This window comes from Thermococcus cleftensis (genome assembly GCF_000265525.1).
GTDB lineage: Archaea > Methanobacteriota_B > Thermococci > Thermococcales > Thermococcaceae > Thermococcus > Thermococcus cleftensis.
Window position 1 is genome coordinate 666,956 of record NC_018015.1, and the last position, 12,281, is coordinate 679,236.

A 12,281-nucleotide genomic window follows, 5' to 3' on the forward strand; every position below is an offset into this window, starting at 1 on the left:
TTCAGGCAAACTTTAAATCTTTTCCAGCCAATCTTATTCCATGTTTGGCGAGCACGAGCTGAGAACCCAGTTCATCAAAATCATTGACAAAAAAATCCACCTCGTCGAGGAATCCGAGAACTGGATTCTCTACCGGCGCGAAGGAGTTCAAGTTCTAATAAAGAAGGGAAAGGGGAAGTTCCTTATCCTTCCCGCCCCTGCGGAGGGCTACGGCGTTAAGTTTCTCATGATACGGCTCTCCGAAAGGATAGCCATACCCCCAAAGGAAAGAATAGTGGGCTATCTCTCCGCCCCGATAGACATCTCGATCAGAAGCGGCGACCTGGAGATAGACCGCTTTACCGTTGGACGGGAGAAGTACAGCCTCTACGGAGAGAAGACCGTTGGGGTGATAGCGAGGTACCACGAGAGCGACTTTTACGAGAGTATCCCAGATTCTCCCGCGGTAGTCAAACTGGTAATCTACAACCCGACCGAGAGCTGGAAGATGGTTGAGAGGGTGGTCTTTCCCATAAGGAACAGCGTCATGTTTTATTCAGAGGAGCGGGCGTACTATCCCCTCATAATCCTCCTCACCAAGGAGATCTACGAGGTGAACAACACCGGCAATCCACCGGACGGAACGCTCAGGCAGACCCACAGGGCCGAACCGCTTCCCAACTTCAGAATGAGGTGGTTGTGATGGCCGCTAACACTACCACCTCTTCCACAGCTCCAACTCCCCCAATCCCGGTGAACTTAAGCCTATTCACCCTAGTGGAGGCGGCTCTGATAATCTTCGGAATGCTCGTTTTAGGGAGGATAGTCAGGAAGCTGATAATCCGCAAGTCCAAGGAGACCAGTATGACGTGGATAATAAACGAGGACACGGCAGAGATAGTGTTCCGAATGTTCGTGCTCGGCGGCATAATCTGGGCCCTCTACCTGCTCGGCATAATGAGTTACGAGATCGGACCCACCACGATTGGAAACATAGCCTTTGCAATGGGCTTCTTCTACTTCTCCTACCTGATAGCCAAGAAATCCAAGGACTATATGATAATGAGCTCCGGCAAGAAGGCCAAGCCTGAAGTCATCGTGAAGGCGAAGATCTTCTACTACGTATTCATAACGATAGCCTTCTTCATGGCCCTCAGCTTCGCGGGTGTTAGCACCGAACTCAGCGCACTCCTCGCCGCGGCAGGAATAACGGGTATCATTCTTGGTTTCTCCGCCCAGACTGTCGTTTCGAACTTCGTCTCCGGAGTTTTCATGTACTTCGACAAGCCGCTTCTCATAGGGGACCAGGTAAAGATAGGCGAACTGGAGGGTGTCGTTGAGGACATAAGAATACTGTCCACGAGAATAAGGGCCTGGGACGGCACGCTCATCAGGATTCCAAACGAGAAGCTCTTCAACAGCAACATAGTCAATTTCATGCGCTACCCCGTGAGAAGGGTCGATGTAGATGTAAACATAGCCTACGCCGCCGACGCCGAAAGGGCTGTGGAGATAATAAAGCGCGTTCTCGATGAAATCCCGCTCGTTCTGGTCGAGCCGGAGCCGCTTGTTTACGTGGACAGGCTCGACGACAGCTCGGTGGTGGTTGCGATAAGGGCCTGGGCGCCCAGTGAGAAGTGGTTCGACGTCAGAATGAGGATAATCCACGACGTCAAGAAAGCTCTCGACGAGGCTGGAATAGAGATACCCTTCCCGCAGAGGGTGAACTGGTTCGCCAACGAGCTGAGGGTGAGGATAGAGGAGCCACAGGAAGAGGAAAAGGAAGAAGAACAGGCTTAGTCCCCTTTCTTTTCAATCAGCGCGTAGAAGAACCCAATAGTGCCGTGCCTGTGGGGCCAGGCTCTCATGGTTCCCGGCAAAAAGCCGCCGTCGTAGGGCCCACTCAGTGGGACGAGTCTGGCATCGCCGTGCCTTCTGAGGAACCACTCCACGACGTCCTCGTTCTCCTCCCTGAGCATTGAGCAGGTCGAGTAAAGCAACCTGCCGCCGGGCTTTAAAATCTCCCACGCGCTCTCGATAAGCTCCTTCTGGAGCTCCACGACCTTTGGAATGTTCTTCTCGCGGAGGCGCCACCTGAGTTCAGGGTTCTTGGCTATCGTTCCATCGCTGGTGCACGGGGCATCGAGGAGAACCCTATCCGCTATCCCACTGCCTAGGATCTCTGGAGCCTCCCTGCCGTCGGCCACTATGGTTTCGGCGATTTTAACTCCAGTCCTCCTGAGAACCTCGTTCATTCTCTTTACCCTTGTCCTATCAATGTCGAAAGCGTAGATTTCCCCCTCGTTGTTCATCAGCTCTGCCATGTGGGCCGTTTTGCCGCCGGGGGCGGCCGCCAGATCCACGACCGTTTCGCCGGGTTTCGGGGCTAAAACAAGGGAAGCCACCGCCGCGGCTTCCTCCTGAGCTATGACCAGTCCCTTGTTGAAGAGCCATTCTGGGTTGAAGGGGTCTAGGATCCTCAAAAGAGTCCCTACCCTCTCGCTTCTCTCGAATCGGACGTTCTTTTTCCGGAGATAGTCCTCAACTTCCTCAACGTTCGCCTTCAGAAGATTGACGCGTACGCTCGTCGGCAGGGTCTCGTTGAGCGCTTTGAGCAGCTCCTCCGCCTCCTCCCCCACGAGCCCGCGCATCTTCCGTATGAACCATTCCGGGAACAGGTAGTCCCACTTCAGCCTCTTCTCCTCGGAGTCGAGCTTTGGGACGTAGTTGATGACCCTGGGGAGGAGGTCGTAGTAGTAATAGCCGACGTAGGGGTGGGTTCTGCTAGAGAGGAACTTGGCGAGGCCCTTGAGGTGCTGAAGGGTTTTCTCGTTCGGGTTCCTGAAGACGGCTATTTCAACGGCAACCCTCAGCGTCGCCCTCAACCAGGGATCCAGGATAAGGGGGGAAACTCCAACGAGCCCCTCAATCACCTCATCTATAAGGCCAAGCCTTCGCTGGATAGAGTAGAAAATGCCGGTGAGTTTCGAGTTCTCCCAGCCCTCGATTCTGTACTTTGCGAAGGCCCTCCTCTTAGCCTGCTGGCTGGGCTTCACCTCCTCACCAAGCTTCACCGCCTCTATCAGCGCGTAAAGCTGTCTGTCAGAGAGCTTCAACTTCCCCACAGTCACTCCTCCTGGGAGGACTCTCGGTGGAGGATTATATCTCTTTCGCAAAACCGAGGGGAGAAAGATCAAAGGGCCCTCTCAAGGCCGAGAACCTTCATAGGTTCGGATTCGGCCGCTCGGGCATCACCCCACAAGTGGGACAGGAGGTCAGTTCTCCCTATTGTGAACAACAGGAAGAGGGCATCTTCCCCACGCCCATCTCCAAGGAGCGCTCTGGCAGCCTCAAGGGCCTCATCGTGGCGCGAGCCGTAGTAGGCAAGCAGAGTTTCCTCGAGGTTCTTCCTTGCTTCTGCGGCCTTTCTGCGGAGGAAGACATCGCCACCGCCCGTTTCAACCGCCTTGAGTATAGAGGGGAAGCGGGAAAGGGCTTTCATTGCCCCTGGGGTTGAGTGGAATCTCATTATCTCCATCAAAAGGCCGATTCCCAGCTCGATGGTGAGTGCGTTGCCGCTCAAGAGGAGACTCTCAAGCCCTTCAACCAAGCGCTCCTCATATCCCTCAAGTCTTCCAGAGCTCAGAAGAACCCTGAGGCCCAGAAGTCTGACCCACAGGAAATCAGAGGAGGCTATGGAGTGAACCTTTGACAGCCCTTCTTCACTTAAGGAAGGCACCTGGATCCTACCGAAGAGGTCGATGAGCGAGAGACGGGCCAGGGTGTCGCCGTTTTTCATAACTTCCACGGCGGAGTTCAGGAGCTGAAGGAACCTCTTCTCGTCCAGGGGTACGCTTTTGAGCAGCCTCGCCAGAACCTCGATGGTCCTGTGAACCACCCTAGGGTCATCGTCGGACAGAAGCTTTGTCAGAGGTTCAAGTCCATGGTTCAACAGGAACTTCTTCGTCCCATCGTCCGTCCCTTCGACAAGTTCGGCCAGGGCGGCGAGGGTCCTGAGACGAACAGCTGTGTCGGGATTGCTGAGGAGCTCGAGAAGGGCGAGAACTGCGCTCCTGTCGGTGCTCGCGAGCTTAACGACGTCCAGGGCTCGCCAGGATTTGATTATCTCTTCGATTTGATTCATACTCTCACCCCCATTGTACCCTTAATAAATTGGAACCTATCCAATATATCGTTTTCGCTTCATAACCTCTCGAACCGATAAATGTCCACCAAAATGCGCTCCAGTCTTTTCCTATGAAAGAAAAACTGGGCCGGAATCTCAAAGGGAAGGGGAATCCTGTGAGTCGTCCTAAAACCGGCACCTTTTACAAAAGCCTCGATGAAGCGCCTCACCTCGGGCTTGGCAAGATGAATGGAATACACCACATCGCTCAGCTCGAAGGCCTTCAGAAGGAAAGGCCTGTCGGCGTGCTTCCTCTGGCTCCCGAAGGGAGGGTTCATCACGACCGCGTCAACCCTGCGCGAGAACTTCGAAACGTCGGAGTGCACGAACTCGATACAGTCCTCAACGCCGAGGGAGCTGGCGTTCTCCCGGGCAACACCAAGGGCCTTTTCATCAACCTCCACCGCGTAAACCTTTCCAGCACCCAGAATGCAGGCCCCTACCGAGAGAACCCCCGTTCCAGCCCCCAGGTCTGCTATGATTTTCCCCCCGATGTCTCCCAAAGAGTACGCCAGCCAAAGGAGCTCGGCCGCGACGTTCCCCGGTGTCCTGTACTGCTCCAGCTCAGGTTTCGGCTCTGGAAAGCCCCTTAGCCGGGAGAGTGTCATCGCAAGGTGCTTCTTCCTCACTTCCCACCACCGTGGAGGGCTGTGCCCAGGGGCTCGTCCCGGTCCCTTTCAGCCCCAAGTATCTCGTCGAACTCGTAGTCATCTCTAAGGCCGAGGAGAATCTCGACCTCCGGCGGCGTTAGAACGGGCTTCCTCCAGTTCTCGTAGTCGTCTATGGGGACGCGAGGGCAGGCAACGACGACGTAGGCGTCAAAGTCGAAGCCCTCCAGCGCGGGGTAGCTGATGTGATTCATAGCTATGAGCCTCGCGTACTTGCCGTGCTCGCGGAGGAGCTTGACTATCCTTCTCGCCTCAGCCAATCGGAGCTGGCCCTTCTTGGTGCTCGTTATGACCCCGAACCGCCCGGCATCAAACGCCTTTGCTATCTGGGCCCAGCGCTTCCTGATGAGGCGCTCGGCTTCCTCATCGAGCCAGAGAGCGTCGCCCGAGTATGGGTTGACCGCGAGGGTTGGCTTCCGAGTTGCCAGAGCAACGCCAATGGGGTGGAAGTAGCCGGCCCCTATGAAGAGAACCCCCTCAGCATCGGCCTTCGCCGCGGTGAAGTTGCAGCCGAGAACCTGGCCCGGCCAGCTGACGCGGGAGTCCCCTTTCCCGATGATAACCTCAAAGCCGTGTCTTTCCAGGAACTCCTTCGCCCTAGCGAGCTGGTGAATGTGCTGGGCAGTCGTGACGAGCGCTATCCTTCCTCCCAGATTCCGTATCTCGTCGAGGTTTTTCTCAAGCGCAGGAACCACATCAACGCCCGCGAAAGCTGGCACGAATATCGTCGGAACCTCGAGGTGAAGGCGCATGTAGCTGTGACCGAGGTGTATCAGCGCGTCGCAGCCGAGTAGCTTCGCCTCCCTGTCGGCCGGATCGCAGGCACCGTAGTTGATGTCCCCGCTTATTATCGCCTCGATTCCGTTCTCCTCAAGAAAATCCGCCAGGGTCTGGGCCTCCCTTTTCAACCCTTCCGGCATCTGAATGAGCACCCGCTTAGCGTTGAGCTCTCTAAGGTTCTCCAGTATCTCACCCATCGAAACCTCGTGCATCGAACCCACCGACGACGGTAGGGGAAACCCTTTAAATCATCATCGATTTGCAGAGTTGTACAGCACTTTAATGAACATGAAAATACATTACATACCATAGACGTGCAACCGAAACCTTTATTAGACATTAAGGTATTAGATTTTCTGCAATACCCTGGGGGTGTTCCAAATGAAAAAGGTTGCTGCAATCTTGGTGTTGCTATTCCTGACTACGATGCTGAACCCGGTTGCCGCTTCCAGCAGCAAGGGAGACGCCAACTACTGGCACCCCTACCCCTGGAACGTTGTCCCGGGGGACATCGTCATCGGCCACAACCCCAACAGCGACATCTTCATACCCGGATACTGGACCCACACGGGAATGATAGCCTACTACGACAGCTACTACGGTGAGTGGGTCGTCATAGAAGCCTGGGAGTCCGGGATAAGACTGGTCCTTCTCTCTGACTTCCTCAGCAGGTACGACACCGTCGCGGTTCTTCGCGTCGCCACCAGCGACTACGTGAGGCAGAACGCTGTTTACTTCGCCTACCAGCAGCTTGGCAAGCCCTACGACTGGGGCTGGTACACCAAGCAGGTCTACGGTGACTCCTACTACTGCTCCGAGCTCGTCTGGGCAGCATACATAGCCGCCGGCGGTCCGGACATAGACGCCAACCCCGGCTGGACCCTGACATATCTCAACGGTGTGGCCCCCCAGGAGGTTTATGATGACGGGGATACTTATGTTATCTATTACCACTCAATCTAAACCCACCCCTCGTTTCTATTTTTTCCGACCGCGCCCCATGGGACATAATAAAGCTTATTAACCTCCGAGCATACCCCATTTCTGCCCGATTGAGGGCAGGGAGGTGTGATGAAATGAGGAAGCTTGGAATAATAGCAGTGGTGTTCCTCCTTCTCGGCGCCACCGTCCCAGGTGCCAGCGCCGGAGACCTGCTCAACTACATCTGGGACACCAGGACTTACCAGCACCCGTACCCGACCGACGTTCAGCCGGGTGACCTCGTCTACGGCCACAGCCCGGACCTCTTTAACGCCATAATCCCCGGCTACTGGATACACGTTGCCATCGTCGCCTGGTACAACGAGAGCATCAACGACTGGATGGTCATAGAGGCCAAGATAGGCAAGGGCGTCATCATCAGCCCGCTCAGCGAGTTCCTCAGCAGGTACGACGTCGTGGCACTCCAGAGGGTCATGGTCGACGACGCCACCAAGCAGAGGGCCATTCAGTTCGCCTACCAGCAGCTCGGCAAGCCCTACAACTATGACTACATAAGCAAGCCGGACGTCTACGACGACAAGTACTACTGCTCCCAGCTCGTCTGGGCCGCCTACCTCGTCGCCAGCGGCTTCACCGTGAACCTCGACGAGAACGACGGCGCCTGGAGCTGGACCTACTTCTACTCCGTCGCCCCGCAGGAGGTCTACGACGACCCGATGACCTACACCATCTACAAGCACGAGGCCTGAACCTCTCTTCTCCCTTTTTCCATAGCCTAACAAAACCCTTTTATACGATCCTTCCCAAACGATACCTTGAAGTTCGATGCATCGGGGTGACATGTATGGGGGACATCATCGTAACAACCACCGAGAGCCTGCCGGGATACAGAGTAGTTGAGGTCAAGGGGCTCGCGAGGGGTGGGATAGTCAGGGCCACTCACGTGGGAAGGGACATAATGGCATTTCTCAAGAACCTCAAGGGCGGCGAGGTTCAGGAGTACACCCAGATGCTTGCCGAGGCAAGAGAAGAAGCCCTGAGGAGAATGAAGCTCCACGCGGAGGAGATGGGCGCAAACGCGGTCATAGGTGTTCGTTTCATGACCTCAGCGGTGGCATCGGGCATGGCAGAGATATACGCCTACGGCACGGCCGTCGTGGTGAAAAAAGTCGGGGAGGAGTAGGTATGTACCTCCTGCCATTCCCCGTACTCGGGGCCCTTCTAGCGTGGGCGACGCTTTACTTTCTCGGCTTTGAAAGGCAGAGGTGGGGCGAGTTCCTCCTCGGCCTGGCGGCGTTCTTCATGGCAATGATAGTCCAGAACCCCGTCCAGCAGCTGTCCCTTTTCGGAATGGGGATAACCTCCAACGAGGACGTGGTCGCGAGGGGACTGGCCTTTACCGTCGGCGTCTCTCTGTGGCTCGGCCTCGTGGCTGGGACGGTGCAGGAAGGCGTGAAGTACCTCCTGGTCAAGGGAAAGGACATAGGGACAGGTCTCTTCCTCGGACTGGGCTTTGGGGTAACCGAGGCGTTCGTAATAGCCGGTGCCGCACTGGCGGGCTCAATGGCGGTTGGAACTCCCCTAGAAGTGCCTCTCATCAGCGCTCTCCTATCGATGGTCGAGCGCTACCTCGTCGTCCTGTTCCACGTCGGGACCGCAGCGTATCTCGCCCACGCGTACGCGGAAGGCTACGGAAGAGAAGCCCTAATCGCGGTGATCGGCCTCCACGCGGTCGTCGATTCCCTGGCCGCCTACTACCATCTCACGAAAAGCGAGCCTGCAATGTACGCCACCGAGCTGATAACGGCCCTGGCCGCGCTCTGGCTGCTCAGAAGGGTGGTTCCTAAGGCGAGGGCCGAGCTTCCAAGGGAGGAAGAGGTGCTGTGGTGAGAAAAGTGCTGGCGGGCAAAAAAGAGAAGGCCCTCAAAAAGCTGAGAAAAGACCTCCGCTCCGGCCTCTACTCATACATGGTGCTCCTGCTCCTAGAGAGGGAAGAACTCCACGGCTATGCGATAAGGAAGAGGCTCGAGGAGCTGAGCGGGGGAAGGATAGTCCCCAGCGAGGGGGCCCTGTACGATATACTCAAGAGCCTCAGGAAGCTGGGCCTCGTTCAGGACTCCTGGGCGGAGGTTGGGGGAAGGCCGAGGAAGTACTACTCCCTAACCAAACTTGGAAAGGAAGTGCTCGAAGAGATGAAGGCGGAGGTTAGGACCATAACCGAAACCCTGGAAAGAATGGGGGTGGAAAAAGAATGAACCCCGATGTCGCTTTCGGTCTTTTCATCTCGACCACAATGTTCGTCGCAGGGTTATTGACATACCTTTATCGGAACAGACCCAACCACGCGATAGGCATCAGGATAGGTTACACTTACATCTCAGAGGAGGCGTGGAAGAAGGCCAACACCTTCGCGGGAAAGGCCCTCATGGGGCTCGGGCTTCTCCTTGGGGTGCTGAGCTTTACTGGAAACATAATTCTTCTGATGATGGCAATGATCATAGGGATTTCGCTAATAACCTGGAGGAGCTACGTCATAGCAAAGGAAACCGTTGAGCTTGAGGCCATCTCAATGCCAGCCGAGGGAGAGCCAAAACCCCTTGAAAGGATAGAGGTAAAGCCCTATCTGGCCATTCAGCTGGTTCTCATCTCCTCGTATCTAATATTACTCGCGGTTAGCTGGGACAGGATGCCTGAAATTATAGCGATCCACTTTAATGTCCAAGGGATTGCCGACCGCTTCGAACCGAAGTCCATCGGGGCGTTTCTGATACCGGTGGGTGGAGCAGTATTCATTCTCGGACTGACGTACTTGGGAAGGGACCCAGTGGCCTTAAGGATTCCCAAGGGCAACGCCAGGATCGCGAGAATAATCCTGGAACTCCTGACGATGCTCCAGTTCCTCCTGTGGGGGGCCTTCACGTATTCAATCCTCTACAATGCCTACTCGTACAGTTCCCCAACCTTCCTAGATGCAATGGTCATTGGGAGCATGGGGATTATCGTCGTCGAGACCATCAGGCTCGTGAAGGCGATGAGATGAGCGCGTATGAAGTCCTGAGAACCCTCAAGAGCCTCTTTATTGAAGCTTTCCCCATAATCGCCGACATCTGAACATTCGGGGCCTGGACGGGCCAGAAATATGATTCGGGATAGTTACATTTTTCTTTGAAAGCCTCGTCGTTCACGGCGGGAAGGAGGTCAGACTAGTCTCTTCAACGCCTGCAAGTGAGGTCACTACTTGGACAATTCCGATAGATTTAAATAATTTCATGCATTATTCCCGGGGGTGATGCTATGTCCCTTGAAGAGTTGTACCGCTACGCGAGGGGGTACATGGAGCCGGGCAATGAGGGAGCCAGGAAAAGGTTCAAGGACCTCACGGGGTTCTTCGAAGGGTTGGGGCTTCCTAAAGGCGGCAGTGTTCTAGATCTATGTGCCGGAACCGGCATAGCTGGAATCGCTGCGGCAAAGGCAACGAACGCCAAGAAGTTAACCCTCCTCGACGCCAGAGCCGAGGATTTGGAGAAGGTTCAGGAGTGGGTCGAACTTGCCGGCCTGGGCATCGCTCCGGCAAAGGTTCACGGGGACGTGAGGGAAGCGGCGAAACTTGTTGGGGAGCACGAGGTCGCGCTCCTCTTTGGCAACACCATGATACACTTCGATCCCTTCGATGCGGTTAAGATATTCGCCAACGTTACCTTAGCGCTTAGCGAGAACGGGGTTTTCCTTATTGAAGACACCGACAGGGTTTACAGGATACTCTATGGAACGGGCTACAAGGAGTTCTTCGTCGAGAGCAGGGGAGAGGATCACACTTTGGCCTCAGTCCACGAGGGCTACGACGTAACTAGAGGCACCTTCAGGAGAACCTACTACCTGCTACCGGGCTTCAGAAAGGTCGGGAGCTTCGACTTCCACCATTGGGATCTGGCGACGCAGCTGGCGATCGGAAGAATATTCTTTAGGGAAGCCAGGCTCATAAGGCCGGGGGAGCACGGGTTCGTGAGGGTAGGGGACGTTCTCTACTTCAGAGAGCCCAGGAGGGAGATAGCCAAACTCGTCCTGGAAGATTTCAACGGCCCGAGCTGAGGTCTATTCTTATTTCCTGGCTCACGTTCCCGTTTTTGACAACGAGGTAGTAGCCGTCGTCAGGAACGGTGATGTTTAGGTTCAACTTTGTGATGTTCTCCCACTTCATCACCACCCTACCCCCCTCGAGTCCCTCGAAGTAGCCGGAGTCGGAGACAACCACGTAGACGGAGAAGGGGTTATCAGCAGTTATCGTCCCGAGGACATGAGAATCGGCCGGCAAAAGCTCGGCCTGAAGCGAGTCCGCCCCAAAGTAACCCTCCTGATGGGAATAGTCCGAGAGAAACGCCTCGACATTGACTGCTAGCCCTATGACAAGGGCAGCGACGAGCAAAAGCGCAAGCATTAAGTGGCCCTTCATTCCAACCATCAGGCTTTTATACGGCTCTTTAACTTAAAATCTTTTCGAATATCCGGCCAAATCTCCCTCAGCGACTTCAGCAGGGATTTTGTGGGAAAATCTCCAGCCTAATAACTGAATTACTGTAACGTCCACGAATATCAACAACAATTAACCCATTGAGTTCCAATCACAGCTGGGTATTATGCAAAGCTAAGAATAAAAAGCTGGAGGCACTTCAAAGGGAATACGTCTCGGGCCTTCTGTCCCTGAAAACGTCGTTCATGTCGTTGAGCCTCTTACTCCTGGCGAGTTCAAGGTCTACCTCAACGACGGCCACCTCCTCCTTATCCTCGCTCCCCATGGCAAGGACTTCGGCCTTCGGCGAGGCTATCGTGCTCTTCCCTATGAACCTAAGGCCCCTCTCCTCGCCGATTCTGTTGGCGGTTACAGTGTAAACCCTGTTCTCCAAAGCCCTAATCGGCATCGCCCTCGGGGCATAGGGCATGACAAGGTTGCTCGGGTGGGCGATTATCTCAGCACCCTTCAGGGCTAGCGTTCTGGCGCTCTCCGGGAAGAACCAGTCGAAGCATATCATCACGCCGACCTTGGCGATGCCTATGTTGAAGACGTGGAAGCCGAGGTTGCCGGGCTCGAAGAAGAGCTTCTCCCGGTAGAACAGGTGAACCTTGCGGTACTTCCCTATGTAGCCGCTCCCTATAGGGCCCGTTATCACGGCGGAGTTGTAAAGCCTTCCCTTCTCGTCCTTTTCAGCCGTTCCAGCAACTATGAAAACGCCGAGCTCCCTTGAAAGCTCCATCAGGAACTCGGTCGTCGGGCCATCGGGAATCTGGCCGGCGACCTCTTCAACCTCGCCCCTGCTCTCAAAGTTGTATCCTGTATCAAAGAGCTCCGGCAGAACTATGAGCTGGGCACCCTCACGGACGGCGGTTCTTATCAGCTCCTCGGCCTTCGAGTAGTTAATCTCGGGCTCGAGGAGAACCGGCTCCATCTGGACGTAGGCGATCTTCATGCTACCACCACACCCACATCGCCCGGAGAGTAGATAAGGTTAGCGGAACGGATCTGGAATGACAAACGTAATTAGAAGAGGAAAAAATACAAAAAACCAGTTTAAAACAGCCTTTAAGTCTGATTGCGATACTAAACACAACGCATCTTAGAATTACAAGTGTGTTAAATGATAAACAACCTCCGAAAGACATCTAAGGGACAGAAAAATCTGGCCTCTGAAACCAGGCTCCTGCGGCCCGTTTTTGTCCCCACGGGAGCTCGA

The 12,281-nt window shown here is 55.1% G+C and carries 15 protein-coding genes; 9 read left to right on the plus strand and 6 right to left on the minus strand.

The window, feature by feature from the left end:
* The first annotated feature begins 40 nt into the window (after window positions 1–40).
* Both CL1_RS03800 and CL1_RS03805 read left to right on the plus strand, forming a co-directional pair.
* Entirely contained in the window at window positions 41–682 is a 642-nt protein-coding gene (locus CL1_RS03800; protein WP_014788571.1) for a DUF432 domain-containing protein, read from the plus strand.
* On the plus strand, window positions 682–1,779 hold the full coding sequence (locus tag CL1_RS03805) for a mechanosensitive ion channel family protein (RefSeq protein ID WP_014788572.1): 1,098 nt from the start codon (window positions 682–684) through the stop codon (window positions 1,777–1,779). The genes CL1_RS03800 and CL1_RS03805 overlap by 1 nt, the downstream gene beginning before the upstream one ends.
* Here CL1_RS03805 and CL1_RS03810 read toward each other — a convergent pair.
* The 4 genes from CL1_RS03810 to dph2 form a co-directional block, all read right to left on the minus strand.
* Window positions 1,776–3,104 carry an RsmB/NOP family class I SAM-dependent RNA methyltransferase gene (locus CL1_RS03810; protein ID WP_014788573.1) on the minus strand — a complete coding sequence of 443 codons (1,329 nt, stop codon included), beginning with the start codon at window positions 3,102–3,104 and terminating at the stop codon, window positions 1,776–1,778. The two genes, CL1_RS03805 and CL1_RS03810, sit on opposite strands and share 4 nt — an antisense overlap.
* 68 nt (window positions 3,105–3,172) lie before the next feature.
* Window positions 3,173–4,123 carry a hypothetical protein gene (locus CL1_RS03815; protein WP_014788574.1) on the minus strand — a complete coding sequence of 317 codons (951 nt, stop codon included), beginning with the start codon at window positions 4,121–4,123 and terminating at the stop codon, window positions 3,173–3,175.
* A gap of 59 nt (window positions 4,124–4,182) precedes the next feature.
* A complete protein-coding gene (locus CL1_RS03820; protein ID WP_048151893.1) occupies window positions 4,183–4,794 on the minus strand; it encodes an METTL5 family protein in 612 nt (203 codons plus the stop codon).
* Window positions 4,791–5,825, minus strand: coding sequence for a diphthamide biosynthesis enzyme Dph2 (dph2, locus tag CL1_RS03825; RefSeq protein ID WP_014788576.1), 1,035 nt, complete (start codon window positions 5,823–5,825; stop codon window positions 4,791–4,793). The genes CL1_RS03820 and dph2 overlap by 4 nt, the downstream gene beginning before the upstream one ends.
* A 169-nt stretch (window positions 5,826–5,994) precedes the next feature.
* On the opposite strand from dph2, the gene CL1_RS03830 reads away from it, so the two are divergent.
* From CL1_RS03830 to CL1_RS03860, 7 genes are all read left to right on the plus strand, one after another.
* A complete protein-coding gene (locus CL1_RS03830) occupies window positions 5,995–6,576 on the plus strand; it encodes a YiiX/YebB-like N1pC/P60 family cysteine hydrolase (protein WP_014788577.1) in 582 nt (193 codons plus the stop codon).
* Between the two features lie 113 nt (window positions 6,577–6,689).
* Window positions 6,690–7,304, plus strand: a complete 615-nt coding sequence (locus CL1_RS03835; protein ID WP_014788578.1) for a YiiX/YebB-like N1pC/P60 family cysteine hydrolase — start codon at window positions 6,690–6,692, stop codon at window positions 7,302–7,304.
* 95 nt (window positions 7,305–7,399) lie between these two features.
* Complete coding sequence (locus CL1_RS03840) at window positions 7,400–7,738, plus strand: heavy metal-binding domain-containing protein (protein WP_014788579.1); 339 nt, start codon at window positions 7,400–7,402, stop codon at window positions 7,736–7,738.
* Window positions 7,739–7,740: 2 nt separating this feature from the next.
* Entirely contained in the window at window positions 7,741–8,445 is a 705-nt protein-coding gene (locus CL1_RS03845; RefSeq protein WP_014788580.1) for a membrane protein, read from the plus strand.
* 5 nt (window positions 8,446–8,450) lie between these two features.
* The gene (locus CL1_RS03850; RefSeq protein ID WP_014788581.1) at window positions 8,451–8,810 is read left to right on the plus strand and encodes a PadR family transcriptional regulator; all 360 of its coding nucleotides are present in this window, start codon (window positions 8,451–8,453) and stop codon (window positions 8,808–8,810) included.
* A complete protein-coding gene (locus tag CL1_RS03855; protein WP_014788582.1) occupies window positions 8,807–9,595 on the plus strand; it encodes a DUF1648 domain-containing protein in 789 nt (262 codons plus the stop codon). The genes CL1_RS03850 and CL1_RS03855 overlap by 4 nt, the downstream gene beginning before the upstream one ends.
* A 254-nt stretch (window positions 9,596–9,849) precedes the next feature.
* Entirely contained in the window at window positions 9,850–10,644 is a 795-nt protein-coding gene (locus tag CL1_RS03860; RefSeq protein ID WP_014788583.1) for a methyltransferase domain-containing protein, read from the plus strand.
* Here CL1_RS03860 and CL1_RS03865 read toward each other — a convergent pair.
* Both CL1_RS03865 and CL1_RS03870 read right to left on the minus strand, forming a co-directional pair.
* Window positions 10,628–11,014 (minus strand): multidrug transporter, encoded by a 387-nt coding sequence (locus CL1_RS03865; protein ID WP_237266272.1) that lies wholly within the window; start codon window positions 11,012–11,014, stop codon window positions 10,628–10,630. The two genes, CL1_RS03860 and CL1_RS03865, sit on opposite strands and share 17 nt — an antisense overlap.
* A gap of 208 nt (window positions 11,015–11,222) precedes the next feature.
* On the minus strand, window positions 11,223–12,017 hold the full coding sequence (locus CL1_RS03870; protein WP_014788585.1) for a nitrilase: 795 nt from the start codon (window positions 12,015–12,017) through the stop codon (window positions 11,223–11,225).
* Window positions 12,018–12,281 lie beyond the last annotated feature (264 nt).